Consider the following 26,485-nt stretch of genomic DNA (forward strand, 5'->3'; position numbering starts at 1 on the left):
GTCCCACAGCGCGCCCGGCCGATGCCAGGGACCGGCATCACTCCGCGCCTGGGAAATCCACCGCATGATTCCCGTGGAGGACGCCCTGATCCCGGTACCGCGGATCGAGACCACCCGAACGCCAGCACGCCCGGGGCTGCTGCGGTCAGGGGGTGGTGGTGGAGACGACGAACACCCGGGGGAAGCCCGGTTCCGTGAGGTCGACCACCACGTCCTGGCTGGGCCGCGGCGCCTTCTGGCGGTGGCTGGTGCCGGCCCAGTCGTGGCCCGGCAGCCCGAAGTTCCAGCCGACGGTACGGAGATCACGCGGCCCGATGGTGATGTCGCCGTCCTTCAGCGCGGACCGGTCGGTGCCCATGTCGGTGAGGAAGGTGTCGAGCTGGGTGGAGGTGACGTCGAACTGTACGTACAGCCTGCTGGTCTTCCAGTTGCTCGTCTCGTAGTAGCGCACCCGGGTGGCTCCGCTGGGGATCGGCACCTCGAAGATCCGGCGCTTCATCCTGGAGGGGCGGACATGCTGGAGTCCGGTGGCGGAGGACTCGGCCTCCTTGTCCCGGCCGCTCTCCCGGCTCTGTCCGGCGGAGATCACCAGATAGCCGGCCGGGATGCCGATGAGCAGCACGATGACGATGGCGGTCAGCCAGCGGCGGCGGTTGCGGTGCCGCCGGTCCTCCGGCGGTTTTCCGGCCTCGTCCGTGGCAGGCAGCGGTCGGGACAGCGTCATGACGGCGGTTCCTGGGTCGTGCGGGAGGTACGGATGGCCTGGGCGTAGCGCTCGTACCGCTCATGGCGTTCGACGCGGCGGCGCTTGGCGCGGCGGAAGCGTCTGGCGACCAGCCGGGAGAGGTCGGCGGCTCCGACCATGCCGGCCTCGGGGCCGAGCTGCGCCTTTGTGATCCTGGCCTCGGGGCGGTAGCCGCGGCCGGTGAGATGGCGGCGGAAGGCGTCCCGGGCGGGGCCGATCAGCAGATCGTCGGCGGCGCTGACTCCGCCGCCGATGACGAAGCAGGACGGGTCGAGGGCGGCGGCGAGATTGGCGATGCCGACACCGAGCCATTGGCCGATGTCCTGGAACAGCTCGACGCACATGGCGTCGCCCTCGCGGGCGAGTTCGGTGATCAGCGGTCCTGTGATGTCGTGGACGCTGCCCTTGACGCGGTCGATGATGTTGTACGCGACCGGGGAGTCGGCGGCGGCCAGTTCCCTGGCCTCCCGTACGAGCGCGTTGCCCGAGCTGTACTGCTCCCAGCAGCCGCGGTTGCCGCAGGGGCAGCGGTGTCCGCCCGGTACGACCTGCATATGGCCGAACTCTCCGGCGACCCCGTACTTGCCGCGCTTGACCCGGCCGTCCTCCAGGATGGCGCCGCCGATTCCGGTGCCGAGCGTGATCATGACGAGATGGTCCTCGCCGCGCCCCGCACCGAAGCGCCACTCCGCCCAGGCGGCGGTGTTGGCGTCGTTGTCGACCATCACGGGAACGGCGAGCCGGGCGGAGAGCGCGTCCCTGAGGGGTTCGTCGCGCCAGGCGAGATGCGGCGCGAACAGCACCTTGGAGCGGTCGGCGTCGACCCAGCCGGCCGCGCCGATGCCGACGGCGTGCACATCGTGGCGGTCGGAGAGATCGAGGACCAGCTCGACGATGGTGTCCTCGACGACCCGGGGGCTCTTGGACTTGTCCGGGGTCTCGGTGCGGAGCTTCTCCAGGATGTTGCCGTCGGGGTCGACGACCCCGGCCATCACCTTCGTACCGCCGATGTCGATGCCGACGGTCGGGACCCGGGGCGCCGTGAGCAGGGAGCGGCGCTCGCGGGTGCCCGCGGTCCGCAGGACGGTGGCGCGGGCGGAGCCGCGGTGGGAGGTGAGGTCGCGGTAGGTGCTCATCGGCCGGACTCCCTCGTGCGGGTCGGCTCAGGCCCGGCCTGGGGTGTGTCGCTTCGGGCGGGCCGCGGTTGGGGTGCTCGCACGGGTCGTGTCGTCCCTGGGATGAAGAGCCGGCCGGCCCGGATGGGCAGCGGCGGCGAACGGTGTCCGCCCTGGCAGATTGTGCCATCCGGGGCGGTCGGGGCCGGGTCAAGGTCCCCGCGGGCCGCTCCGGGGCGTCGCGGGGGTTTCGGGGTCGCGTGCCGGGCGTCGCGGCCCGGGCAGGACTTTACGGACTTACGGATACGGGCGCCGACGGTGACGCGGACGCGCCCCGGGCGGTCTCAAGCGGTGTCGGTGGAGGCGCGCTCCAGTTCGTGGCTCAGCTCCTCCAGTTCGGAGCCGCCCGCCATCTGGCGGGTCAGCTCGTCCAGAGTGATCGAGTCCCTGGTGTGGCTGCCCGACATGGTCCCGCGCTTGAGCAGGACGAACCGGTCCCCGACCAGAAAGGCGTGATGCGGGTTGTGTGTGATGAGCACGACCCCGAGTCCCGCGTCCCGTGCGGCGGCCACATATTTGAGCACCACACCGGACTGCTTCACCCCGAGCGCCGCGGTGGGCTCGTCCAGGACCAGGACCTTCGCGCCGAAGTGGACGGCGCGGGCGATGGCCACACACTGGCGCTCGCCGCCGGACAGGGTGCCGATGGGCTGGTCGACATCGCGCAGGTCGATGCCCATCCGCAGCAGCGCCGTACGGGTCGTCTCCCGCATCAGCCCGACATCGAGCCGCTTGAGCGGCCCGCGTCCCCTGGTCGGCTCCGAGCCCAGGAAGAAGTTCCGCCAGACCGGCATCAGCGGCACCACCGCGAGGTCCTGGTAGACCGTGGCGATGCCCCGGTCCAGGGCCTCGCGCGGCGACGTGAGCACGGTTTTCTCGCCCTCGATCAGGAAGTCGCCCGCGTCATGCCGGTGCAGCCCGGCGATGATCTTGATCAGGGTGGACTTGCCCGCGCCGTTGTCGCCCAGTACGCAACTGATCCCGCCCGCGCGCACCTCCAGCGAGACGCCTTCCAGGGCGCGGACATTGCCGTAGTACTTGCTGACCCCGTCCAGCTCGATCAGCGCGCCGTCCGCGGCGCCGCCGTCCGCCGTCATCGTGTCGCCTCCGCACGCTTGCGCACCCATGCGTTGAGCAGGGTGGCCAGAAGGAGCATCGCTCCGAGGAAGAACTTGAACCAGTCCGGGTTCCACTCCGCGTAGACGATGCCCTTGCTGGTCATGCCGAAGATGAACGCGCCGACCGCGGAGCCGATCGCCGAACCGTAACCGCCGGTGATCAGACAGCCGCCGATGACGGCCGCGATGATGTAGATCAGCTCGTTCCCGACGCCCTCGCCGGACTGGACGACATCGAACGAGAACAGCAGATGCTGTCCGGCGACCCAGGCGCAGAAGGCCACGCCCATGTACAGCCCGATCCTGGTTCTGGTGACCGGTACACCGACCGCGCGGGCGGCGTCCGCGTTCCCGCCCACCGCGAAGATCCAGTTGCCGAAGCGGGTCCGCAGCAGGATCCAGGTGGCCAGCGCCACCAGCGCGGCCCACCACAGGATGGTGACCTTCAGCTCGACATCGCCGAGGGTGAGCTGCGAGGCGAAGAGCTTCCTGGCGGAGGGGAAGCCCTCCATGTCGGCGATGGTCTTGGTGGAGACCGTGCCGCTGATCAGCTTGGTCAACCCGAGATTGAGGCCGGTGAGCATCAGGAAGGTGCCCAGCGTGATGATGAAGCTGGGCAGTTTCGTACGGGTCAGCATCACGCCGTTGAAGGCACCGAGGGCCAGGGTGACCAGCAGGGACACCCCGACGCCCACCCAGACGTTCGCGGTCATCTGGTAGCTGAACATCGAGGAGACCAGCGCGGAGCTGGTCACCATCACACCGGCCGACAGATCGAACTCGCCGCCGATCATGAGCAGCGCCACCGGCACCGCCATGATCCCGATCGTGGAGGCCGCGTACAGGACCGTGCCGAAGCTGGACGCCCTGAGAAAGGAGTCGGCGACGACCGAGAAGAAGAGGAAGACGGCGAGGGCACCGACGACCGCGCCGAGTTCGGGGCGGCCGAGGAGCACGCGCAGCGGTGAGACACGGAGCAGCCGCTCGTCCCCGCCCCGCCCGTCGGGCTTGTCGTCCAGCGGAGGCACCGGGGGCGCGGCCGTCGTCATCGGGTCCCCCGCTCGGTGTACGCGGCCAGTGCCCCGGCGTCCTTCTTGGTGATGATCTGCGGTCCGGTGAGGACCGGGCGCCCGCCGCCGAGCACATCGGCGTTGTAGCGGTAGAGCCAGAGCAGGTCCACGGCCTCGTACCCCTGGAGGTACGGCTGCTGGTCGACGGCGAAGCCGAGCGTCCCGGCGGTGAGCCCGGCGGCGACCTTGGCGTTCAGGTCGAAGGTGTCGATCTCCGCGTCGCTGCCCGCGCCCTGCTTCGCCTTGACGGCGGCGTCCGCGAAGGGCGCGCCGAGGGTGACGACGGCGTCGATGGCCTTGTCGCTCTGGAGCTTGGCCTCGATGGACGCCTGCACGTCCGGCATGTTCGTACCGTCGACGTAGAGGTTCTCAAGCTGTCCGCCGAAGTTCTTCCCGGCTCCGGCGCACCGCTGTTCAAGGCCGACATTGCCCTGTTCATGGATGACGCAGAGCGCCTTCTTCCGGCCGCGCGCGCCGAGTTCGTCGCCGACGGCCTCGCCGGCTATCGACTCGTCCTGGCCTATGTGGGTCAGCGCGCCGAACGACTTCGACTGCTCGGCCCCGGAGTTCACGGTGATCACCGGGATACCGGCCTTGACGGCCTTGGTGACGACATCCTTCATCGCGTCGGGCTTGGCGAGCGAGACGATCAGCCCGTCGACCTTCTTGTCGATGTACGACTGCACGAGCTGCGCCTGCTGCTGGCCCTCGTCGCTGTGCGCGTAGAGGAAGTCGATGTTGTCCTTCACGGCCGCCTGCTTGGCGCCGTTCTGGACGATGTCCCAGAAGGTGTCCCCGTCGCCGGAGTGGGTGACCATGGCCACCGTCCACTTCGGTGTGTTCACGGCGGCCCGCCCCTGGGCGCTCGCCGCCTGCCGCGCCCGCTCCTCCTCGGCGCGCTTGCCGCCCGTGCTGCTGCATCCGGCGAGGGCCGAGACCCCGAGCACCGCCGCCAGTACCGCGCTCAGCGCGCGTACCCGTACCCCTGTCCGAACCGTTGCCACGACGCCGCGCCCTTCTTGCTGAACTCGTCGGTACGGCCGGGGCCTCTGCGGATCCGGCCCGGCCGCCCAAGTATCGGCCATACGTGTTCGCCGGGTGGTCACCGGGTGGCCCACCGGATGTTCCCGAGTTCTAGCCGCGCTCGTGTAAGGCGTCAATACTTTGTCCGTACATTCTTACGAAGAAGACATATGTCAAGCCCTACCCGCACACCGCGCACTACGGACGCACAAGGAGCTGGAATTCGAAGGCGTACCGCGACGCCCGGTAGATGTGCGAGCCGAACTCCACGGCCCGCCCGGTGTCGTCGAACGTGATCCGCTCCATGGTGAGCAGCGGTGCGCCGCCCGCCTCCGCCAGCAGCGCGCCCTCCTCGGCCGTCGCGGCCCGCGCGCCGATCGACTGCCGGGCGCTGTGCAGGGTGATCCCGGCGGAGCGCATCATCCGGTAGAGACCGGTGGCCTCCAGACGCACGGTGTCGCACTCGATGAGACCGGCCGGAAGGTGATTGCGCAGATACGCCATCGGCTCGTCGTGCGCGTACCGGAGCCGCTCGATGAGCTGTACGTCCGTGCCCTCGGCGACCCCCAGCGCGGCGGCGACCTCCGCCGCGGCCGGTTCGACGGTGTTGCGCAGGACCCGGGTGGCCGGGCGCTGGCCCGCCGCCTCCAGGTCGTCGTACAGGCTGCTCAGCTCCAGCGGGCGCTTGACCTGGCTGTGCACGACCTGGGTGCCCACGCCCCTGCGGCGCACCAGCAGCCCCTTGTCGACCAGGGACTGGATGGCCTGGCGGACGGTGGGGCGGGACAGCCCGAGCCGCCCGGCCAGTTCGATCTCGTTGCCGAGCAGACTGCCGGGGGCCAGCCTGCCCCGCTCGATCGCCGCCTCCAACTGCTGCGAGAGCTGGAAGTACAGCGGGACGGGGCTGGTGCGGTCGACGCTGAGCTGGAGCGGCAGGTCACGCGCCTGCTGTTCGGGCGTCTCCCGTTCAGGCGCCTCCTGTCCGGGCGTCTCCTGTCCGGCTTGGGCTGGTCTCGGCTGATGGGGCACGGGCCGAGCGTAGTCGCACTGTTTCTTGACGGGAAGGCGGGAAGTTCGATTGTCAGGACAAATGCTTGACATCGTGAGCGGCATACGGCCACCTTGGGGGCCATGCGCATCGGACTCATCGGCACGGGCCGTATCGGTACTTTTCACGCGGACGTGCTCAGCCGCCATCGCGAGGTCGGCTCCCTGGTCGTCGCGGACATCGACCCGGCACGGGTGGCGGAGGTCGCCGACCGTACGGGATCGACCGCCGCCCCCTCCGTCGACGAGATCTTCACCTGGGGCGTGGACGCCGTGGTGATCGCCTCGGCCACCTCCTCGCACGCCGACCTGATCAGCCGCGCGGCCCGCGCGGGACTGCCCGCCTTCTGCGAGAAGCCCATCGCCCTCGATCTGACCGGGACGCTCGGCGCGCTGCGGGAGGTCGAGGCGGCGGGCACGGTGCTCCAGCTCGGCTTCATGCGCCGCTTCGACGCGGGGTACGGAGCGGCACGCGAGCTCGTACGGTCGGGCCGGCTCGGCCGGCTGCACACCGTACGGGCGATCACCTCGGACCCGGCGCCGCCGCCCGCCGCGTATCTGCCTCTCTCCGGCGGGCTGTACCGCGACTGCCTGGTGCACGACTTCGACATCCTGCGCTGGGTCACCGGCCGCGAGGTGGTGGAGGTGTACGCGACGGGCTCGGACGGCGGGCCCGGGATGTTCCGGGACGCGGGCGACATCGACACCGCGGCGGCGGTGCTCACCCTGGACGACGGGACGCTCGCGACGGCGACGGCCACCCGCCGCAATGGCGCGGGCTATGACGTACGGATGGAACTGGCCGGCGAACTCGACCAGTTCGCGGTCGGCCTCGACGACCGTACGCCGATCACCTCCACCGAGCCGAAGGGCCCGCCGCCCTGCGACAACCCGTGGCCGGGGTTCCTGGAGCGGTTCGCCCCCGCGTACGAGGCGGAGATGGACGCCTTTCTGAAGGTGGTCGCCGGCGAGCTGGAGAATCCGTGCGACGGCGGGGAGGCGCTGCACGCGCTGCGTATCGCCGAGGCGTGCGAGCTGTCGCGGCGGGAGCACCGGCCGGTCGCGTTGGCGGAGATCCCCGCGGGCTGATCCCCGCCCGGTCCCCCTCCGAGCTGCCGGTGCTCCCGTACGGACAGCGCTCCTACCAGCGCACCGGCAGCTCGCGCACACCGCGGATCAGCATGCCCGGCAGCCAGTCGTACGGCCCCGCCGCCGGGTCGAACTCCAGCCCGGGGCAGCGCTCCAGCAGCGCGCGCAGCGCGATCCGGCCCTCCAGCCGGGCCAGCGGCGCGCCGATGCAGAAGTGGATGCCGTGCCCGAAGGCGAGATGTCCGGGGCCCCGGCCGGGCGTGCCGGAACGGCGGATGTCGAAGGTGTCCGGGTCGGGGAAGCGGGCCGGGTCGCGGTCCGCCGAGGCGAGCGCGACCAGGACCGTCCTGAGGGCCGGGATCTCCGTGTCGCCGTATGTGACCGGCACCGTGGTGAACCGTACGGTGCTGGTCTCCACCGGTCCCTCGTACCGCAGCGTCTCCTCGATCGCCCCGTCGAGCAGGCTGAAGTCGGCACGCAGCGCGGCGAGTTGGGCGGGGTGGTCGAGCAGGGAGCGGACCGCGTTGGAGATCAGGTTGACGGTCGTCTCGTGCCCGGCGATCAGCAGCACATAGGCCCAGGCGCGCAGTTCGGCTGCGGAGAGCTGGTCGCCGTCCTCGGCCCGGGTGCGCAGCAGCGTGGAGAGCAGGTCGTCGGCGGGCCCGGACGCGCGCTTGTCCTCGATGAGTTCGTCGAGATACGCGCAGAGTTCGATGGTGTTGTCGCGCTGGCCGGTGGGCGTGGTGGGCGCGACGATCTCATTGGTCCAGGCGCGGAAGGTGTCCCGGTCCGCGTACGGCACGCCGAGCAGCTCGCAGATGACCATGATCGGCAGCGGGAAGGCCAGCGCGTCGACAAGGTCGGCCTGTCCCTTGGGGACCATCGCGTCGAGCAGATCGTCGGTGATCCGCTGGATGCGGGGGCGCATCGCCTCGACCCGGCGCGGGGTGAACTCGGGGGCGACCAGTTTCCGCAGCCGGGTGTGGTCGGGCGGGTCGAGGGTCAGCACATGCGGGCCCATGATCGCCTCGTCGGCCGACTCGTACCCCATGGTGGCGAGCGCCTTGGACAGCCGGGGGTCGGCGAGGGCCGCACGGCCCTCCTCGTATCCGACGACCAGCCAGAATTGGTTGCCGTCCGGCGCCCGCACTTCGTGAACGGGGCCCGCCTCCCGCAGCTTCGCGTAGTACGGATAGGGATTGACGTTGAAGTCCGGGCCGTAATCAGCCAGTTCGATGACCGCCATCCGGCCAGCGTACGCGGCCCGCGACCGGGCCACCATCCTCGATGGCCGGATCCGCCTCGTGCCCCAACAGGCGGTCCGGACATGATTGTTGAGGCCGGGCACGGCACGCGCTCCACCGCGGCCTCCGTCGGAGCGCCGTGTGCCGCCCACGCCGCCGGGACCGCCGACTGGCGTGTAACAGCGGGTGGGAGCGCCGGATCGCCCTCCAAGTCCCGCGCGTTCGAGGGCCCGTGCGGTCACGGGGCGGGCGCGCGGGCCGCCGGGGCGGCACTACGCACTCCGGGCTCTGAGGCTGCGCATGCCCTCCTCCGTCAGGGAGCCGAAGAGGCGGAGCCGGGAGATGCCGCCGTCGGGGTAGATGTCGATGCGTACCTCCGTCGCGATCGCGGGGGCCGACAGGGCGAAGCGGTGGTTGGTGTCGGGCTGGAGGCGGGTCCTGGGCAGGATCTGCCGCCAGTCGCCGGCCGCGCCGTCGCGTACGGACAGCGCCGCCCAGCCGGCCGCGTTGCCCTTCAGACACGCCGTGTCGATCTCGGCCGCGCGGATCTCGGCCCGTTCCACCAGCCGGTAGTGGATCCAGTCGTTGCCCTGGTCCCGGCGCCGCCGGGTCTCCCAGCCCTCGTCCATGGAGCGCGAGCGGCCGGGCAGGATGGTGTGGACGGGCGGCGAGTAGAAACGGTCGGAGGCGTCCTCGACCCGGCCGCCGTTCTCCAGCGCGACGAGGTCGAACGTACCGAGGACGGCGAGCCACTCCGGATCGGGCGCGACCACGCCGTACACCCGCAGCCGGGCGATCCCGCCGTCCGGGTGCTGGTTGACGCGGAGGTGGGTGAAGCGCCCCTCGGCCGCGACCGCGAAGCCGTTGGCGGCGTGGCCGCCGATGACCGTACGGGGCACCAGCTCCGTCCACGTCACCTCCTCGGCGAGCAGGTCCTCCGGCGACGGGGAGCCCGGCAGCGAGGTGCCCTCGACCGAGACGGCCCGCGGGTAGTTGCCCCTGAAATGCGCCGTGTCGACGACGATCCCGTGGATGGTCCCGGGGGCACCGAGCCTGATCAGCGCCCAGTCGTGGTCCTCGGCGGCGGGGTACGGGCGGTCCGCGCCGGTACCGCGTCTGCGCCGGGTCTCCCAGCCGTCCATGATCTTGCCCTTGTGTCCGAAGCGCCCGGGGTCGAACTCGGCGCGCTCCGGCTTCAGCAGATTCTCGCGCTCGGCGAAGAACTCGTCGTTGGCGGCGATGACTCCGGCGCCCAGCCGCCGGTCGGCGAGATCGGGGAGACGGGCGAAGGGGAAGTCGGCGGTGCGGTAGTCGGCGTACGGATCGCCGCCGGCGTACGGCAGGGCGTCACCGGTGAAGGAAGGAGGGCGCGCCGGGGATCCTGGCGCGGGTGCGCTGCGCGCGGGTGAGTCGCGCACGGGCGAATCGGGCGACGAGCCGGGCTCGGGCGCGGGCGAATCAGGCGCGGGCGAGTCGGGCGCGGGTGACGGAGCCGACGGGGCTTCGGACACGGTCAGTTGTTCCTTTCGCGGTTGTTCCCTTTCGCGGTCAGTCGTTCCTGCCGAGCAGCCGGCCCGAGGGTTCGGCGAGAACGCCGTCATGGACGATCCGGTCGCCGCGCAGCCATGTCGACCTGACGACCCCGTACAGACGCTTGCCCGCGTACGCCGTCACCTGGTTGCGGTGCTGGAGCGCCGCCGGGTCCACGGTGAAGGTCTCGTCCGGCGCGAGCACCACGAAGTCGGCGTCCCCGCCCGCCTCGATGGCGCCTTTGCGGCTCAGTCCCGCCAGCGCGGCAGGTCCCGACGACATCCAGCGCGCGACATCCTCCAGCGAATGGCCGCGGTCGCGCGCCGCGGTCCAGATCGCCGGAAGGCCGAGCTGAAGCGAGGAGATTCCGCCCCAAGCAGCGGCGAAATCCGGGGACTTGAGATCGGGCGTGCAGGGCGAGTGGTCGGAGACGACACAGTCGATCGTGCCGTCGGCGAGCCCCTGCCAGAGCGCGTCCCGGTTGGCGGCCTCACGGATCGGCGGGCAGCACTTGAACTCCGTTGCCCCGTCCGGGACTTCCTCGGCCGTGAGGGTCAGGAAGTGCGGGCAGGACTCGACGGTGATCCGTACCCCCTCGCGCTTCGCCGCGGCGATCAGCGGCAGCGCGTCCGAGGACGAGAGATGCAGTACGTGCACCCGGGCGCCAAGCTGTTTCGCCTGCGCGATGAGGCCCTCGATCGCCGCGTTCTCGGCGGCGCGCGGCCGGGACGCCAGGAAGTCGGCGTACGCGGGACCGCCGTGCTGGGGTGCCGCGGCCAGTTCGCCGGGGTCCTCGGCATGGACGATCAGCAGTCCGCCGAAGCCCGCGATCTCCGCCAGCGACTCCCCGAGCTGTTCGCCGTCCAGCTCGGGGAACTCCTCCACGCCCGAGGGCGACAGGAAGCATTTGAAGCCGAAGACCCCGGCGTCGTGCAGCGGCCGCAGATCCTCGGTGTTGCCGGGGATCGCGCCGCCCCAGAAGCCCACATCGACATGGACCTGGGGACGGGCCACCTCTTGCTTGGTCCGCAGATGGGCGACGGTCGTGGTGGGCGGCAGGGAGTTGAGCGGCATGTCGAGCAGGGTGGTGATCCCGCCGGCCGCGGCGGCGCGGGTGGCGGTACGGAAGCCCTCCCATTCGGTGCGCCCCGGATCGTTCACATGGACATGGGTGTCGACCAGCCCGGGAAGTACGGCATCGTCCCCGGCGTCCACCAGCCGCGCGCCCGCCGGGACCTCGGCACCGTACGGCAGGACGGCTTCGACACGTCCGCCGGCGACGGCGACCGAGGCCGCGCGGGTTCCCTCGGGCGTGACGACGCGCGTCGAACGCAGAACCAGGCTCACCCCGGACATCACTGTCGGCACCTCCACCATCTCTGCCCCTCGGATCTGCCCCTCGAACGAGAATTCAACGAACTGTTGAAGGAGTCTTCACTCCGGGCCCCGGCCCGTCAAGACCACATTTCCAGGGACCCGCCCATCCGGGACGCCGCCGCGCTAGACTTATGGACTTCCGTAGGGTGGAATTCATTTTTCACCAAGCAGAACGCGGCTCGCTCAAGCGAGGGCCGCGAAAGGATCAAGGAGGGCTCCGGGCAGGACCCCGAGAAGAATCGCCCCGGTAGGCTGCTTGCCTGGCCCCGCCCGCCCCGAAAGGACCGTTGACGTGCCGTCGTCCAGCGCCAGCACCACCGACGCCGCCAAATCAGCCGCCGCCGGCGGCGGCGTCCAGTCCCTTGAGCGCGCTTTCGACCTGCTCGAACGGATGGCGGACGCGGGCGGCGAGGTCGGGCTCAGCGAGCTCTCCGCCAGCAGCGGGCTGCCCCTGCCCACAATCCACCGGCTGATGCGCACCCTGGTCGCCTGCGGCTATGTGCGCCAGCAGTCCAACCGGCGGTACGCGCTCGGACCCCGGCTGATCCGGCTCGGCGAGTCGGCGTCGCGGCTGCTCGGCACCTGGGCCCGGCCGTATCTCGCCCGGCTGGTCGAGGAGACCGGCGAGACCGCGAACATGGCGCTGCTGGACGGCGACGAGGTCGTCTATGTCGCGCAGGTGCCGTCCAAGCACTCGATGCGGATGTTCACCGAGGTGGGCCGCCGGGTGCTGCCCCACTCCACGGGGGTGGGCAAGGCGCTGCTCGCGCACGCCCCGGCCGAGGAGGTCCGCGCCCTGCTCGCGCGTACGGGCATGCCCGCCGCCACCGAGAAGACGATCACCACTCCCGAGGGCTTTCTGGCGGCCCTGGAAGTGGTGCGCGGGTCGGGGTACGCGGTCGACGACAACGAGCAGGAGATCGGGGTCCGCTGTCTGGCGGTGCCGGTTCCCAACTCCCCCACGGCGGCGGCCATTTCGATCTCGGGCCCGGCGGGCCGGGTGACGGAGGAGGCCACGGAGAAGATCGTCCCGGTGCTCCAGGAGGTGGCGCGGGACCTGGCGGAGGCACTGGCGAACACGGCCCCGCAGTCGTGAGCGGTACGCGGCCACGTCGTGAGCGGTACGTGGACGGCGGGTGTGAACACGGTCAGCGGCAGGCGTGAACGCCATCAGCCCACCGACCGCCGGCGCGCCCCCGCCTCGGACTAGCGCGACCCCGGCACGTCCCCGAACAGGTCCACCGCGTTCCGTACGCTCATCAGCGCGGGACCGAGCGCGCTGACCGAACCGATCGATCCCACGATCAGGAGCAGGGAGCGGCGCATACGGGCGATCTCGGGAGCGCCGCCCGCCACCATCGCGGCCAGCGCCGCCAGTTCGTCCTCGGCGATGGCGCGGTCCCTGAACTCGACCGGGTAGCCGGCCAGCTCGCGCCGGAGCCGGGAAACAGCTCCGTTCAGCGCCGCCAGCCTCGGGTCCTCACCCTTCTCGGCCACCGGCGTCTGCCCCACACTCCGCAACAAAGCTTCCCCCTCATTCCGCTTGCGCCCGCACTTTTTTGTGTAGGGCACATCTTCGCGCTGATATTCCGATCCCAGGACGGTGGTCAGGCGCCAAGGTTCGCGGGCAAGTTAACGCCATCCCGCGCGGTAGGCGCCACTCCGCGGACGGAAAACGGCGGGAATGCGAACCGAATGCGAACGGAACACCTGTTGATCACTCGGTTGTGGCTGTCCGGCGCACCGCGCACGGACACGGCATCTGCTGTATGCAGGGCCCATGCCAGGCAGAGACAACGACATGACAGGCCCGCGTGACGCCACCCGGCACGGCACCGTCGCCGGCTTGCTGCTCGCCGCGGGCGGTGGCCGCAGACTGGGCGGCCGGCCGAAAGCGCTGCTGCCCCACCGGGGCCGCCCGCTGGTCGAACATGCCGCGCGGGCCCTGCGCGAGGGAGGCTGCGGTCCGGTGCACGTGGTGCTGGGGGCGGCGGCGGACGAGGTACGGCAGCGGGCCGAACTACCCGGATGCGTCCTGGTCGACAATCCGGACTGGGCCGACGGCATGGGGTCGTCGCTGCGCGCGGGACTCGCCTCACTGGCCGGTACGGACGCGGGCACGGTCGCGGTCGTCGTCCTGCTGGTGGACCAGCCGGGGATCGGTGCGGCGGCGGTGTCCCGGCTGCTGGCCGCGCCGGCCGTCGTACGAAGCGGTCCCGACGCGCTCGTGTCCGCTGCGTACGACGGCCGGCGCGGCCACCCCGTACTGTTCGGCGCCCACCGATGGGCGGAGATCGCGGCGGACGCGCGGGGCGATCGCGGGGCGCGCGACTATCTGCGGACACATGAGACCGAGATCGTTCTGGTCGAGTGCGGGGATGTCGCGCAGGCGTACGACATCGACACGGAGGAAGATCTGTCCCATCTGGAGTGAGCGGGGCGCGCGGAGTGAGCGGGGCGCGCCGTGAGCATCTGGCACCCGGCGTCATGATCTGTCGACCCTGAGAATCTCGACGTCAACAGACCATTGAACTTCCACCATGAGAAAACTAGTATCCACAGGTCAGAAGCGCCCATTCCCCCCACCCGGCGCCCACGACCGCATCCCGGTGCCACGGCACCGCGTGCCGTCCGAGGTGACCCGGCGGCTGCCGGGCACCGCCCGTGAAGGAGTGACCGTTCATGTCGTCCGCACCCGCGCCGTCACCGGCCATCGTCGACGCCGAGCCCCTGCCCCGGCAGGACGAGGTACTCACCGACGCCGCCCTCACCTTTGTGGCGGAGCTGCACCGGCGGTTCACCCCTCGCCGTGACGAACTGCTCGCCCGCCGCGCCGAGCGCCGCGCGGAGATCGCCCGTACCTCCAGCCTGGACTTCCTGCCGGAGACCGCGGCGATCCGCGAGGACGAGAGCTGGCGCGTGGCCCCCTCGCCGGAGGCGCTCGACGACCGGCGGGTGGAGATCACCGGGCCGACCGACCGCAAGATGACCATCAACGCGCTGAACTCCGGGGCCCGGATCTGGCTCGCGGACTTCGAGGACGCCCTCGCCCCCACCTGGGAGAACGTCGTCCAGGGCCAGCTTAATCTGAAGGACGCGTACGCCCGCCGCATCGACTTCACCGACCCGCGCTCCGGCAAGTCGTACGCCCTCAAGGACGTGGACCGGCTGGCGACGGTTGTGATGCGCCCGCGCGGCTGGCATCTGACGGAGCGTCATCTCCAGGTGGACGGGGAGCCCGTGCCCGGGGCGCTCGTCGACTTCGGCCTGTACTTCTTCCACAACACGGAGACCCTGATCGAGCTGGGCAAGGGCCCGTACTTCTACCTCCCGAAGACGGAGTCGCATCTGGAGGCCCGCCTCTGGAACGACATCTTCGTCTTCGCCCAGGACTACATCGGGATTCCGCGGTCCACCGTGCGCGCGACCGTGCTGATCGAGACCATCACCGCGGCGTACGAGATGGACGAGATCCTGTACGAGCTGCGCGACCACGCCTCCGGGCTCAACGCGGGCCGCTGGGACTATCTGTTCTCGATCGTGAAGAACTTCCGTGACGGCGGTGCCAAGTTCGTACTGCCCGACCGGAACGCCGTGACGATGACGGCCCCGTTCATGCGCGCGTACACCGAACTGCTCGTCCGCACCTGCCACAAGCGCGGCGCGCACGCCATCGGCGGTATGGCGGCGTTCATCCCGTCCCGCCACGACGCCGAGGTCAACAAGGTCGCCTTCGAGAAGGTCAAGGCCGACAAGGACCGCGAGGCGGCCGACGGCTTCGACGGCTCCTGGGTCGCCCACCCCGATCTGGTACCGATCGCGATGGCCTCCTTCGACGCGGTCCTGGGCGACCGCCCCAACCAGAAGGACCGCCTGCGCGAGGACGTCTCCGTGGCCGCCGGCGATCTGATCGCCATCGACTCCCTGAACGCCAGGCCCACTTACGAAGGCCTCCGTAACGCGGTCCAGGTCGGCATCCGCTACATCGAGGCCTGGCTGCGGGGCATGGGCGCGGTCGCGATCTTCAACCTGATGGAGGACGCGGCCACGGCGGAGATCTCCCGCTCCCAGATCTGGCAGTGGATCAACGCGGGCGTCGAATTCGACCACGAAGGCCGCACCCTGCGCGCCACCCCCGAACTCGCCCGGGCCCTCGCCGACGCCGAACTCACCGCGATCCGCGCCGAGATCGGCGAGGAGGCCTTCGCGTCCGGCACGTGGCAAGAGGCCCACGACCTGCTGCTGACGGTGGCCCTGGACCCCCACTACACCGACTTCCTCACCCTCCCCGCCTACGAACGACTCCGCGGCTGACAAGCCGGAACCAGCGCCAGCGAACGCCCCTGGGCCCGCTACGGACACCGGGGGCTCCATCGCAACCCCCCGCACAGGACTGGACACGCTGGGTACGGTTTCACTATTTTTCTTCCCAGGGTTTCAGAGAAAACAAGGGGGGCGCCGTGTCGCAGCACTTCATCGCTGTGGATGACGAGGTCTACGGCCTACTGAAGCGCGAAGCCGAACCTTTTGTCGACAACGACCCCAACAGTGTGCTGCGCCGGCTCCTCGATCTGAGCCCGCGCACGCCCCCGTCGGCAACAGCCCGTCGCAGGAGGCCGTCCATCGCACCGCTTCTGCGGGCGGGTCTGCTGACGGCGGGCCAGCGGCTGACATGGAGGCGCCGCAATCTCGGCGAGGTCTATACAGCCCATGTCCTAGAGACCGGATATCTGCGCCTTGAGGACGGCACCATCTGTGACTCCCCGTCCGGAGCCTGTGAAAGCGCGACGCACTGCACGGTCAATGGCTGGGAAGTCTGGCACACCGACGAAGGCATCTCTCTGGCGGACCTGCGTGCCCGCCTCTGACCGCGACGCACGCCACCACCCAGAGGGATCATGGATTTCACCGAGCGGATCTTCGCCTACCTCAAGTTCCACCAGTTACTCACCGACATGCACGGCGAGCAGTTCGAGAGCTTCTTTCACCGCCTGATGGGGGCACTGCATCAGGACTTCGTCCCCGTACGAACGCACGGGAATCTCGGCGACCTGGGAGCCGACGGGCTGCTGTTGCACGGTCGCACGCTCCATGCGTGCTTCGCACCCCAGACCCACGACTTCGCCGCAGTGAAAGCCAAGTTGCGCTCCGACCTCGGTAAGGCACGGGCCAAACGCAATGGGCATTTCGACGCTTTCGCCTTTGTGCACAACGACATCCGCGGTGTGCATCCGCAGATAAGCGTCCTCCTCAGCGAGACCCAGGAGGAGATCAGACCACTGCGGCTGTATGTGTACGGCAAGGACTGGCTGTGGCAGGAGTTCATGCGGCTCGACCGCGTAGCAGCCGAGGACCTGCTCGGCTGTCCGATCGCCGTACAGGACAAGACGTACGGCATCGGCCTCACCGATCTGGAACCACTGCTGAGGCAGTTACAGCAGCGGAAGGACACCGCGGAGCCGCTGGAAGACCTCCCCATCGTCAACCAGCACAAGATCGAGTACAACAGCCTCAGCGCCGAGGTGCGCGACGAACTGGTCCGGGCTCTGCGTCACAGCTATCTGGTCGACGAGTACTATGCCCGGATCACTCGGGTAGACGAGCACGATCTCGTGGCCCGCGGCTTCCGGATCTACTACGACCAACTCCGTCAATCGACCTCGGACCCCGAGTTGCTCTGGCTCGAACTGGAGAAGTACGTGGTGGGGAACGAACGGGTCACCCTCCGTACCGGCTGGGCCGCCTCGGTGGTCATCGCCCACTTCTTCGAGCGCTGCGATGTCTTCGACGTACCGCCTCCGGACTGGGTCCCCTCGACGACCGGGAAGGAACGGGTGTGATCACTCCCACTAAGGGCATCGCTCCCGACCGGGCACTGCTCGCCGTCGGCGCTCAGATCATGATGATTCTTGATGAACCACTCACCGTGAGCCAGACATGGGCCCGTTTCAGGGAGAACCGTGCCAGGCTTCAGCACCACACACCGGTCTCCTTCGAGTGGTTCGTACTCGCTCTGGACGTCCTCCACGCGCTGGGCGCCGTTGAACTACGACGGGATCTGCTCTTCGCCAGGAGGAGGGACGATGCTGCGCCGGCTGTCCGCTGACCATGACTCGTTCCGTACCGTCGTTTTCGGCTCCGGTATGAATCTGATCATCGCCGACACGACAGATTCCTCGCGGGAAACCGACAGCCGCAACGGTACGGGCAAGTCAAGTCTTGTCGAGCTGATCCACTTCCTGCTGGGAGCCAATACCGGCAAGAAGAGCCTCCCGGCGCACCGTGCGCTCAAGGGCACGACGTTCTCCCTTGAGATGGACTGGCCAGGAAACGGTCCGCTGGCCGTACAACGCAAAGGTGCCGATCCGGGTTTCGTGCGGATCGACCCGAACATCCGAGCCGATCCGAGCCGACTCTTCGACATGCCGGGGCCGGCCGTCATTTCCACCGCGGAGTGGAACCGGCTCATCGAACGTGACCTCTTCGGCCTGCGTGAATCCCACCTCGGAGTCTCCGGGCGAGCCATGCTGTCCTTCCTGATCCGGCGGATCGCGTCGAAGTCGTTCAACGATCCCGTGCGCTCCTTCCCTCAGCAGTCGGAAGCCGCAGCCTCGGCGAATCTCGCCTATCTCCTCGGACTCGACTGGCGGCTCGCCGGAGAGTTCCTCGACCTCGCGGCACGCGAGTCGACCCGTCGACAGCTCAAGAAGGCTGTGGACGATCCGGTGTGGGGACGCATCGTAGGCAGTACGGCAGACCTGCGCGGGCAGATCGCGCTGGCGGAGAACGAAGTCGACCGGCTCAAGGAAGAGATCCGCGACTTCCGTGTGGTGCCCGCCTACGAGGAACTCAAGGCCCGGGCCGATGACATCAACCGCCGGATCCGCGCCATCTCCAACGAGGACGTAGTCGACCACCGCAATCTTGAGGACCTGCGGAATTCGGTGACCGAGACAGCCGAGACCGACATCGGTTATGTGAGCCAGGTCTACCAGGAACTCGGGATCGCGCTTGGCGACCAGGTACGCCGAAGGTTCACGGAAGTGCAGGCGTTCCATGAGTCCATCGTCCGCAACCGCCGCCGCTACCTCAATGAGGAACTCACGTCCATCGAGGCCCGTCTTGCCGCCCGCAGAAGCGAGCGTGAGCGGCTCGGCGAGGAGCTGAGCCTTGTCCTCAAGACCCTGAAGGAGGGCGGCGCGCTCGAAGCGCTGACCGCGCTGCAGCAGGCGCTGGCCCAGAAACAGGCCTCCGTGGAAGCGCTCAAACACCGCTACGAAGCGGCACAAGCGTTGGAGAGCAGCGCGCGCCAGATCACCGCGAAACGAGCCGAGTTGCAGCAGGCCATGGCGGCCGACCTCGATGAACGACCGGAGCAGACACGCGAGGCCATCCTGCTCTTCGCCGAATACGCCCGCCGCCTATACGGGCCGGGGCACGAAGCGTATCTGCGAATCAACTCCGGTACGCACAGCCTCAAGATCTCCCCGCATCTGGACAGGGACGGCAGTCTCGGCATCGGCAGCATGGTGATCTTCTGTTTCGACCTGACCATCTCCGTGATCGCTCATCGTCACGGCCGTGGGCCCGACTTCCTTGTACACGACAGTCATCTCTTCGACGGGGTCGACGACCGCCAAGTCGCCGCAGCCCTGACCCTGGCCGCCGAAGTGGCGGAGGTCGAAGGCATGCAGTACATCGCCACCCTCAATTCCGACGATCTCAACAAGGCACGCCATCGGGGCTTCGAGCCCGGGTGGCATGTCATCGAACCTCTGCTGACCGACGCGAGCGAATCCGGTGGGCTCTTCGGCTTCCGCTTCTGACAAGTAGGGCAGGAGCTCAGTGGTCGCTGGGCGACGGGAGTCTGGGGACGCTGGCGATGAGGCGGCGGGTGTAGGGGTGGGTGGGGGTGCCGAGGACCGCGGGGGTGTCGCCCTGTTCGACGATGCGGCCGTGTTCCAGTACCGCCGTACGTTCGCACAGGGCGGCCACCACCGAGAGATCGTGGGAGACCATCGCGATGGTGAGGCCTCTGGTCTCCTTCAGTTCGATCAGCAGGTCCACGATTCTGACCCGGGTGGTGACATCGAGGGCGCTGACCGGTTCGTCGGCGAGCAGGATCCGGGGCTCGCAGACCGTGGCGCGGGCGATGGCTATGCGCTGGCGCTGGCCGCCGGAGAACTCGTGCGGGTAGCGGGCCGCCGCGTCCGCCGGCAGGCCGACTGCCTCCAGCGCCGCGGCCACCCGGGGGTCGTCCTGGCGGGAGCGGGTCAGGCCGAGGGAGCGCAGGGGCTCCGAGACGATGCCGCCGACCCGCTGGCGGGGGTCGAGGGACGAGTACGGGTCCTGGAACACGCTCTGTACGGCGCGCCGGAAGCGGCGCATCTGTTCGCGGTCGCGAAGCCGGAGGTCGGTTCCGTCGAACAGGATCCGTCCGGTCGTGGGCCGGGTGAGGCCGAGCAGCAGCCTGAGCACGGTGGTTTTCCCGGCCCCCGACTCGCCGACCAGACCCACGCTGTGGCTGGCGGTGATGTCGAGCGAGATGCCGTGCAGGACGGGCGGCGAGCCGCGGTACGCGAAGCCCGCGTCGCGTGCGGACAGGACCGGCACGTCCCTGGCCGGGGAGTCCGCGGCTGCCGGGGCCCCGGCCGAGCCGGGCGCTACCGGGTTCGGCCGGACCTGGTTGGGCGGGGCCGAGCCGGGCTCGACCGGGTTCGGCGGGACCTGGTTGGGCTGCCGGCCGGGCGGGATCGAGTCGGGGCGGATCTGGTTGGTCATCGGACGATCCGTTCCAGTGCGCTTTCCAGGTGGCGGGCGCTGTCCACCAGATCCCGGGTGTACGGGTGGCGGGGCCGCCGTACGATCTCGTCCACCGTCCCCGACTCGACCGCCGACCCGTCCTTGAGCACCACGACATGGTCGGTCACCGCCGAGACGACCGCCAGGTCGTGGCTGACGAACAGCAGCGCCATGTCCCGCTCCGCGACCAGTCCGTCCAGCAGGGCGAGCACCTCCGACTGGACGGTGACATCCAGGGCGGTGGTGGGCTCGTCCGCGATCAGCAGGGCGGGTTCGCAGGCCAGGGCCATGGCGAGCGCGACCCGCTGGCGCTGGCCGCCGGAGATCTCGTGCGGGTAGGCGCGGATGATCCGGTCCGGTTCGGGAAGCCGTACCTGTTCGAGCGCCTCCCCCACCGCGCGGCGCAGCGCGGCTCCGCGCAGCCCGCGCCGGCGGCGCAGCGGACCCGCGACCTGGCCGCCGATCCGCATCAGCGGGTCGAGCGCGGTGAGCGGCTCCTGGAAGACGATCGTGGCGGCCCTGCCGCGCAGACCGGTCAGCCGCTGCTCGGTCGCGCCGACGACCTCGGCGCCGGGTCCTTCCGGGCCCGATCCGAGGACGATGCTGCCGGAGGCCGTCATCCCGGGCGGCAGCAGGCCCAGGACGGCGAGGGCGGTGAGGGACTTGCCGGAACCTGACTCGCCGACCAGGCCGAGCCGGGAGCCCGCGCCGATCGAGAACGACAGATCGGAGACGAGGGCCCGGCCCTGGTCGGTACGGATCGTCAGTCCCCGGACGTCGAGCACCGTGGCGGCGGGAGTGGCCGGGCCGGAGGGGACTGCCGGGCCAGAGGGGTTGGGGGCGGCCGGGCCGGGGTCCCCGCCGTCGGCCCGACCGGGCCGACGGTCCCCGTACGGGGAGTCTTCGCGCCGGGAACGGCGGGCCCGGACTTCTCGAACTCGTTCATCGGGTCCTCCGCCGCGTGGGATCCAGCGTGTCGCGCAGCCCGTCCGCGATCAGATTGACCCCGACCACGAGCATGACGAGCAGCACCCCGGGGGCGATGACCCCCGTGGGCGCGGTGAACACGGTCGCCTGTGCCTCGTGCAGCATCCGTCCCCATGAGGCGTTCGGCGGCGGCGCGCCGAGGCCCAGGAACGACAGACTCGCCTCGGCCATGACCGCGAGGCCGAACTGCTGGGCGAGGTTCACCACCAGCGTGGGCCAGATATTGGGCAGTACATGCCCGGTGATCACACGCGGCCACGAGGTTCCCGAGGTGCGGGCGGCCGTGATGTAGTCCAGCGCCAGCACGCGTTTGACCAGGATCCGGGTCAGCCGGGCGATCACGGCGGTCATCGCGAACCCGATGGCGAGGACCGCCGTACCGAGCGAGGCCGACCGCGCCGCCACCATCAGCATGGCCAGCAGCAGGGTCGGAAAGGCGATCAGTACGTCGAGCAGGGTGGACAGGGTGTCGTCGAGCCAGCGCGTGGCGAAGCCCGCGGCCAGTCCGGCGCAGACACCGAGCGCCGCGCCGATCGCGATCGCGCCGAGCCCGGCCTCCAGAGCGATCCGCGCGCCGGTCATGAGCTGGGTGAGCAGGTCACGGCCGAGCTTGTCCGTACCGAGCAGATGCGGCAGACCGGGGGGCGCGAGCCGGCCGCCCGAGGTGTCGTCGGGGGCGTACGGGACCCAGAACAGCGAGAGCAGCGCGACGGCGACGATCAGCCCGACGAGTACGCAGCCGGCCACCAGGGCGGGCGAGCGCCGCCCGCGCGAGGCTCCCGCAGCCGTACCGGGTTCCTTGCCCGTACCCGTGTCCGTGTCCCGAGCCGTCTTGGTCAGCTTGGTCGGCTCCATGGCGTTGGCCGGCTCCATGGCGGTCGGCTCGCTCATCGGGCACCTCCCGACAGCCGGCCGCGCAGCCGGGGATCGATCAGCCGCTGTGCGATGTCGCCGAGGAAGCCGATGACCAGGACGGCGAACGTACTCACGAACAGCACCCCTTGGACCGTCGGGTAGTCGTGCTGCGCGACGGCCTGGGCGAGCATGCTGCCGAGCCCCGGCAGCGCGAACACCGTCTCGACCACCACCGCGCCGAGCAGCGTGGTGGCGAGTTCGATGGCGAGGACGGAGACGACCGGTACGGCGCCGTTGCGCATGCCGTGCCGCCACATCGCGTGGCTGAAGGACGAGCCCAGGGCCCTGGCGGTACGCAGATAGTCGCTGCCGAGCACGTCCAGGGCCGCCGACCGTACGTAGCGGATCAGCGAGGCGGACATCACCAGGGCGACCGTGATCACCGGCAGGGCCAGCGAGGTGAGCGCCTCCCCCGGCTCGGCCCAGCCGTCCTGCGGGAAGCCCCCGGCGGGCAGCACCCCGAGTTGCAGCGCGAAGACCGTGATGAGGATCATCCCGATCCAGAAGACCGGTACGGCGATGCCCAGTTGGGAGATTCCGCTGATGAGCGTGCCGTACCAGGTGGCCGAGCGGTGCGCCGCGACGAAACCGACCGGGACCGCGATCAGCACGGCCAGTACGAAGGACAGCAGCGTCAGCGGGACGGTGACATCGAGCCGCGAGGTGATCTCCGGACCGACCGGGAGCGTGCTGATGAACGAGTTCCCGAGGTCGAAGGTGGCCAGTTGATGGAGCCAGGTGACGAACTGCTCGGGCAGCGGGCGGTCCGAGCCGATCTCGTGGCGGGCCGCGGCGATCTGCTCGGGGCTCGCGCCGACCGCGAGCAGTGAGTTCGCCGGGTCACCGGGCAGCGTCCGCAGCAGCAGGAAGATCACCACGCTGGCCAGGAAGAGTGAGCCGGCCAGGAACGCCAGCCGCCGCAGCAGATAGGAGATCATCAGGGGAGGGGACCGATCGACGTGAGCACGGAAGCGGGGCTTCCCGCCGTACGGGCCCAGCGGCCGGAGTCCGGTCGACCGGCGGCCAGGAGGGCCCGTACGGCGGTGGGGAACATCAGCTCTTCTTGATGGCGTAAGCGTAGAACTGCGAGTTGAGCCCGTTGAGCGGGTAGCCCGACAGCTTGGTCGACGCCACCACGATCTGCGGGTAGAGATACAGCCAGTCGCTGGCCGCGTCCTCCGCGATCTGGTTGTTGACCTTCTTCAGCAGCGCCGTCTGCTCTTCGGTCGTGTCCGACTGCTCGGCCTGCTTCACCCACTCGGTGACCTGCTTGTTGTCGTAACCCCAGTAGAAGTCCGGGTCCCCGTACCAGACGATGTCCCGGTCGTTGACATGCTCCTGGAGCGTCGCGCTGAAGTCGTGGTTCTTGTAGACCTTGGTGTACCACTCGTCCGGCGTGATGATGTTGATCTTGACATTGATGCCGACCTTGGCCAGTTCCGACTTGATGAAGGTGGCCGCGGTCGGGTGCGGGTCGTAGTTCGGGGTGTCGAGGGTGAAGTCGAAGCCCTTGGCGTAACCGGCCTCCGCGAGCTGCTTCTTGGCGAGTGTCACGTCGTACGGATTGACCTTGGTGAGGTCCTCGTACCACGGGTCGGTCGGCGGGACCATGGAGCCGATCAGCGTGCCATGGTCGCCCCAGACCGACTGGAGCAGCTTCTTGTTGTCGATCGCCGAGCTGACGGCCTTGCGCACCTTCACGTTGTCGAAGGGCTTGACCTTGTCGTTGAAGGCCAGCAGCAGCTTGGTGGTCGACTTCCCGTCGTTGACCTTGTAGGCCGGGTTGCTCGCGAACTGGTCGAGGGCGTCCGGGCTCTGCTCGCTGGTCACCACGTCCACGGCGTTGGTGAGGAGCGCGTTGTTGAGGGCGGTCGCGTCCTTGTAGTAGTGGAAGACGACCTTCGCGTTGGTCGCGGGCGGGCCCCAGTAGCCGGGGAAGCGGTCGAGGCTGAGCGCGGAGCCCCGGGTCCACTTGTCCAGCTTGTACGGTCCCGTGCCGTCCTCCGAGGTCTTGAGGTCCTTGGCCTCGGAGTTGACGACCCACACATAGCTGAGGTTGTAGACGAACGAGATCGACTTGGACGACAGGGTCACCGCGACGGTCGCCGGGTCCGGGGTGGCGATCGACTTGATCATGTCGAAGCTGCTCTTGCGCGCCGACTGGGAGTTCTCGGCGGTCACCTTCTCGATGCTGTACTTCACATCCGCGGAGGTGAGTTTCTTACCGGAGTGGAAGGTCACACCGTCGCGGAGCTTGAAGGTGTACGTGAGGCCGTCCGGGCTCACGGTGTAGTCCTCGGCGAGCTGCTTCTCGACCTTGCCGCTGTCGGTGAGCCTGAACAGGCCCTCGTAGACATTGCCGTTGAGCGCCTCGGTGACGCCCTGGCCGCCGCCTCCGGTGTTGTCCAGATTCTGCGGTTCGTAGAGCGAGCCGACGCCGATGGTCGCGTTCTTGTCGTACGAGCCGGAGGGCGTCGTGCTCTTGTTGTCGTTCCCGGAGCCGCAGGCGGTGAGGGCCAGGGCCAGGGTGACCGCGAGGGCGCCGCCGAGCAGCGGCCGGGACAGCGGTCCGGGCAGCGGCGAGGACGACGCCGTGCGGAGCGGTGCGGACTTTCTCATCTCTTCTACTCCTGATCAACGGCCGGACGGGGCCCGGGGAGGGGCCGCTCCGGCTGTGGTGCCGTGGTGGGTTTGGCTCAGCTCAGCGAGTAGCCGCCGCGGAAGACCGGGACCTTCTCGCCCGCGTGGACGGGCAGGTGCAACCGGTTCTGCCGGGGCGGCAATGGACAGTTGTACTGAGCGGAGAATCCGCACGGCGGCACGAAGGCGCGGTTGAAGTCGAGTATCACGGTTTCGCTCTCCCCCTCACGCGGGACGAACAGGAACCGGCCCGCGCCATAGGTGTCGGCGCCGTTGGTCGGATCGCCGAAGACCAGGAGGAGCGTTCCGTCGTCGTCGAAGGCCGACAGCGTGTAGTCCACGCCGTCCAGTGTGACGTGGATATCACCGGGAACGACCAGTTCCCGGTGGCCTCCGCTGTCCCTGATGTGCTCGAACGGAACGCGGCGGTCGGTGGCGACGGGGGTGTAGGCGGCCTCGACCACCCAGTCCGGCCGAAAAGGGTAGGTGTCGATGGACGAGAAGTGCTGGATCGCCGGGGCGTCGGCGTCCCAGAGGCGCAGGGCGTGCTCGGGCTCACCCGTGTGGAGATTGGTCCGCCGCACGGTGGTGACGGTCACATGGCCGCCGCGCCCGTCCCCATCGAGCTGTGCCTCTTCCGCGGCCTTGGCCTCCTCGGCGTCGGTCCCCTGCGGCAGCCAACGGGTCTCGACCAGTGCCAGATTCCCGAGCGGCCCGGTGACGGCGGCCTGCCGGGAGGCCCGCCAGGCCTCGAAGCCCGCCTGCGCGACGGCTATGGCCGGGGAAGAAGCACGGGTTTGTACGGACATGCGTAACTCGCTCCGGTCTACGTCAAAGGTTCGATCCGGCGCGAGTTGTCGCTGTCGGGTCTGGAACGAGTGGATCGTACATGCGAGGGATCATTTCCAGCCATAATCGCCCACTCTTCGAGACAGCCGTCTCATACCCGGGCCTCTGACGTCCTTGGAGCGCGCTTCGAGTGCCCTTCGCATGCGCCTCGAATGCGCTTCGTCGCGCTGCGGGTGTGCTTGGGCCGATGAGTTCTGGTGGCGGGGCGGGTCTGCCCTTTCATGAACACGAACACGAACGTGAACACGAAGGTTGATCTTTTCGATCTCGGCCCCGCATGCCGACGGGTGGCCGGACTGGTGGACGGTATTCGCGACGAGCACCTCACGGGGCCGACGCCGTGTCCCGCGTACACGGTGCGGGAGATGCTCGGGCATCTCGTCGGGCTGACGGTGGCGTTCCGGGACGCGGCACGGAAGGAGCTGGGTCCGACCACGGACACGGCGCCGGGCGCCGCGCTGCCCGTACTCGTCGACAACTGGCGTGAGCTGCTGCCGGGGCAGCTCGACGAACTGGCCGCGGCCTGGCGGGCGCCGGAGGCATGGCAGGGCGCGACGCGGGTCGGCGGGGTCGATCTGCCGGGGGCGGTCACGGCGGCGGTGGCACTGAACGAGGTCCTGATCCACGGCTGGGACCTGGCGCGCAGTACGGGCCAGGAGTACGCCGCCGACGAGGCGAGCCTCCAGGTGTCCTACGGGATGCTGGCGCCGGCGGCGGACGCGGAACCGGCTCCGGAGGGTCCGTTCGGGCCGCCGATCGTGCTGCCGCCGGGGGCGCCGCTGCTGGACCGGGTCATCGGCCTGAGCGGCCGCGATCCGGGCTGGCGCCCGGCCTGACACCGGACCGCAGCGTGTGAACGGGGGCAGGTCCGGGC

The 26,485-nt window shown here is 69.5% G+C and carries 25 protein-coding genes; 9 read left to right on the forward strand and 16 right to left on the reverse strand.

The window, feature by feature from the left end; all coding sequences use genetic code 11:
* Window positions 1-145: 145 nt before the first annotated feature.
* The 6 genes from KQY30_RS06775 to KQY30_RS06800 all read right to left on the reverse strand — a co-directional run bounded on the left by KQY30_RS06775 (window position 146) and on the right by KQY30_RS06800 (window position 6,160).
* Window positions 146-724, reverse strand: a complete 579-nt coding sequence (locus tag KQY30_RS06775) for a hypothetical protein (protein ID WP_217306051.1) — start codon at window positions 722-724, stop codon at window positions 146-148.
* Window positions 721-1,881, reverse strand: coding sequence for an ROK family glucokinase (locus KQY30_RS06780; protein ID WP_217306053.1), 1,161 nt, complete (start codon window positions 1,879-1,881; stop codon window positions 721-723). Before KQY30_RS06780 ends, KQY30_RS06775 begins: the two co-directional genes overlap by 4 nt.
* Before the next feature lie 323 nt (window positions 1,882-2,204).
* Window positions 2,205-3,017 carry an ATP-binding cassette domain-containing protein gene (locus tag KQY30_RS06785; protein ID WP_254406985.1) on the reverse strand — a complete coding sequence of 271 codons (813 nt, stop codon included), beginning with the start codon at window positions 3,015-3,017 and terminating at the stop codon, window positions 2,205-2,207.
* The gene (locus tag KQY30_RS06790; protein WP_217306055.1) at window positions 3,014-4,087 is read right to left on the reverse strand and encodes an ABC transporter permease; all 1,074 of its coding nucleotides are present in this window, start codon (window positions 4,085-4,087) and stop codon (window positions 3,014-3,016) included. The genes KQY30_RS06785 and KQY30_RS06790 overlap by 4 nt, the downstream gene beginning before the upstream one ends.
* Window positions 4,084-5,112: a sugar ABC transporter substrate-binding protein gene (locus KQY30_RS06795; protein ID WP_254406986.1), complete on the reverse strand. Its 1,029-nt coding sequence runs from the start codon at window positions 5,110-5,112 to the stop codon at window positions 4,084-4,086. The genes KQY30_RS06790 and KQY30_RS06795 overlap by 4 nt, the downstream gene beginning before the upstream one ends.
* A 217-nt stretch (window positions 5,113-5,329) precedes the next feature.
* Window positions 5,330-6,160 carry a GntR family transcriptional regulator gene (locus KQY30_RS06800; RefSeq protein ID WP_302185303.1) on the reverse strand — a complete coding sequence of 277 codons (831 nt, stop codon included), beginning with the start codon at window positions 6,158-6,160 and terminating at the stop codon, window positions 5,330-5,332.
* 102 nt (window positions 6,161-6,262) lie between these two features.
* On the opposite strand from KQY30_RS06800, the gene KQY30_RS06805 reads away from it, so the two are divergent.
* The gene (locus KQY30_RS06805; protein ID WP_217306056.1) at window positions 6,263-7,267 is read left to right on the forward strand and encodes a Gfo/Idh/MocA family oxidoreductase; all 1,005 of its coding nucleotides are present in this window, start codon (window positions 6,263-6,265) and stop codon (window positions 7,265-7,267) included.
* Window positions 7,268-7,319: 52 nt separating this feature from the next.
* Here the strand turns inward: KQY30_RS06805 and KQY30_RS06810 are convergent, their stop codons facing one another.
* The 3 genes from KQY30_RS06810 to allB form a co-directional block, all read right to left on the reverse strand.
* Window positions 7,320-8,513, reverse strand: a complete 1,194-nt coding sequence (locus tag KQY30_RS06810; protein ID WP_217306057.1) for a cytochrome P450 — start codon at window positions 8,511-8,513, stop codon at window positions 7,320-7,322.
* 270 nt (window positions 8,514-8,783) lie between these two features.
* On the reverse strand, window positions 8,784-9,929 hold the full coding sequence (gene alc / locus KQY30_RS06815) for an allantoicase (RefSeq protein ID WP_217306058.1): 1,146 nt from the start codon (window positions 9,927-9,929) through the stop codon (window positions 8,784-8,786).
* A 130-nt stretch (window positions 9,930-10,059) separates the two neighbouring features.
* The gene (gene allB, locus KQY30_RS06820) at window positions 10,060-11,397 is read right to left on the reverse strand and encodes an allantoinase AllB (protein ID WP_217310809.1); all 1,338 of its coding nucleotides are present in this window, start codon (window positions 11,395-11,397) and stop codon (window positions 10,060-10,062) included.
* Window positions 11,398-11,710: 313 nt separating this feature from the next.
* Here allB and KQY30_RS06825 point away from each other — a divergent pair, with 313 nt between their 5' ends.
* Window positions 11,711-12,514 (forward strand): IclR family transcriptional regulator, encoded by an 804-nt coding sequence (locus KQY30_RS06825; protein ID WP_217306059.1) that lies wholly within the window; start codon window positions 11,711-11,713, stop codon window positions 12,512-12,514.
* Window positions 12,515-12,624: 110 nt separating this feature from the next.
* On the opposite strand, the gene KQY30_RS06830 is transcribed toward KQY30_RS06825, so the two are convergent.
* Entirely contained in the window at window positions 12,625-12,942 is a 318-nt protein-coding gene (locus KQY30_RS06830) for a DUF5955 family protein (RefSeq protein ID WP_217306060.1), read from the reverse strand.
* 256 nt (window positions 12,943-13,198) lie between these two features.
* Between KQY30_RS06830 and KQY30_RS06835 the strand changes: the two genes are divergently transcribed.
* The 6 genes from KQY30_RS06835 (at window position 13,199) to KQY30_RS06860 (ending at window position 19,244) form a co-directional block, all read left to right on the forward strand.
* A complete protein-coding gene (locus KQY30_RS06835; RefSeq protein WP_254406987.1) occupies window positions 13,199-13,852 on the forward strand; it encodes an NTP transferase domain-containing protein in 654 nt (217 codons plus the stop codon).
* A gap of 248 nt (window positions 13,853-14,100) precedes the next feature.
* A complete protein-coding gene (gene aceB / locus KQY30_RS06840) occupies window positions 14,101-15,732 on the forward strand; it encodes a malate synthase A (RefSeq protein ID WP_217306061.1) in 1,632 nt (543 codons plus the stop codon).
* 146 nt (window positions 15,733-15,878) lie between these two features.
* The gene (locus KQY30_RS06845) at window positions 15,879-16,286 is read left to right on the forward strand and encodes a hypothetical protein (protein ID WP_217306062.1); all 408 of its coding nucleotides are present in this window, start codon (window positions 15,879-15,881) and stop codon (window positions 16,284-16,286) included.
* A gap of 30 nt (window positions 16,287-16,316) precedes the next feature.
* On the forward strand, window positions 16,317-17,258 hold the full coding sequence (locus KQY30_RS06850) for an ABC-three component system protein (protein WP_217306063.1): 942 nt from the start codon (window positions 16,317-16,319) through the stop codon (window positions 17,256-17,258).
* On the forward strand, window positions 17,255-17,524 hold the full coding sequence (locus KQY30_RS06855; protein WP_217306064.1) for an ABC-three component system middle component 6: 270 nt from the start codon (window positions 17,255-17,257) through the stop codon (window positions 17,522-17,524). Before KQY30_RS06850 ends, KQY30_RS06855 begins: the two co-directional genes overlap by 4 nt.
* Window positions 17,502-19,244: an ABC-three component system protein gene (locus tag KQY30_RS06860; protein ID WP_217306065.1), complete on the forward strand. Its 1,743-nt coding sequence runs from the start codon at window positions 17,502-17,504 to the stop codon at window positions 19,242-19,244. Before KQY30_RS06855 ends, KQY30_RS06860 begins: the two co-directional genes overlap by 23 nt.
* A gap of 16 nt (window positions 19,245-19,260) precedes the next feature.
* Here the strand turns inward: KQY30_RS06860 and KQY30_RS06865 are convergent, their stop codons facing one another.
* The 6 genes from KQY30_RS06865 to KQY30_RS06890 form a co-directional block, all read right to left on the reverse strand.
* Window positions 19,261-20,199 carry an ABC transporter ATP-binding protein gene (locus KQY30_RS06865; RefSeq protein ID WP_217306066.1) on the reverse strand — a complete coding sequence of 313 codons (939 nt, stop codon included), beginning with the start codon at window positions 20,197-20,199 and terminating at the stop codon, window positions 19,261-19,263.
* Window positions 20,196-21,005 carry an ABC transporter ATP-binding protein gene (locus tag KQY30_RS06870; protein WP_217306067.1) on the reverse strand — a complete coding sequence of 270 codons (810 nt, stop codon included), beginning with the start codon at window positions 21,003-21,005 and terminating at the stop codon, window positions 20,196-20,198. The genes KQY30_RS06865 and KQY30_RS06870 overlap by 4 nt, the downstream gene beginning before the upstream one ends.
* A 157-nt stretch (window positions 21,006-21,162) precedes the next feature.
* Window positions 21,163-22,098 (reverse strand): ABC transporter permease, encoded by a 936-nt coding sequence (locus tag KQY30_RS06875; protein ID WP_254406988.1) that lies wholly within the window; start codon window positions 22,096-22,098, stop codon window positions 21,163-21,165.
* On the reverse strand, window positions 22,095-23,060 hold the full coding sequence (locus KQY30_RS06880) for an ABC transporter permease (RefSeq protein WP_217306068.1): 966 nt from the start codon (window positions 23,058-23,060) through the stop codon (window positions 22,095-22,097). Before KQY30_RS06880 ends, KQY30_RS06875 begins: the two co-directional genes overlap by 4 nt.
* Window positions 23,061-23,175: 115 nt before the next feature.
* Complete coding sequence (locus KQY30_RS06885; protein WP_217306069.1) at window positions 23,176-24,741, reverse strand: ABC transporter substrate-binding protein; 1,566 nt, start codon at window positions 24,739-24,741, stop codon at window positions 23,176-23,178.
* A 77-nt stretch (window positions 24,742-24,818) separates the two neighbouring features.
* On the reverse strand, window positions 24,819-25,571 hold the full coding sequence (locus KQY30_RS06890) for a DUF1684 domain-containing protein (protein ID WP_217306070.1): 753 nt from the start codon (window positions 25,569-25,571) through the stop codon (window positions 24,819-24,821).
* Between the two features lie 261 nt (window positions 25,572-25,832).
* On the opposite strand from KQY30_RS06890, the gene KQY30_RS06895 reads away from it, so the two are divergent.
* A complete protein-coding gene (locus KQY30_RS06895; protein WP_217306071.1) occupies window positions 25,833-26,447 on the forward strand; it encodes a TIGR03086 family metal-binding protein in 615 nt (204 codons plus the stop codon).
* The last annotated feature ends 38 nt before the right edge of the window (window positions 26,448-26,485 follow it).

This window comes from Streptomyces sp. GMY02 (genome assembly GCF_019056675.1).
In the GTDB taxonomy this organism is placed as follows: Bacteria; Actinomycetota; Actinomycetes; order Streptomycetales; family Streptomycetaceae; genus Streptomyces; species Streptomyces odonnellii.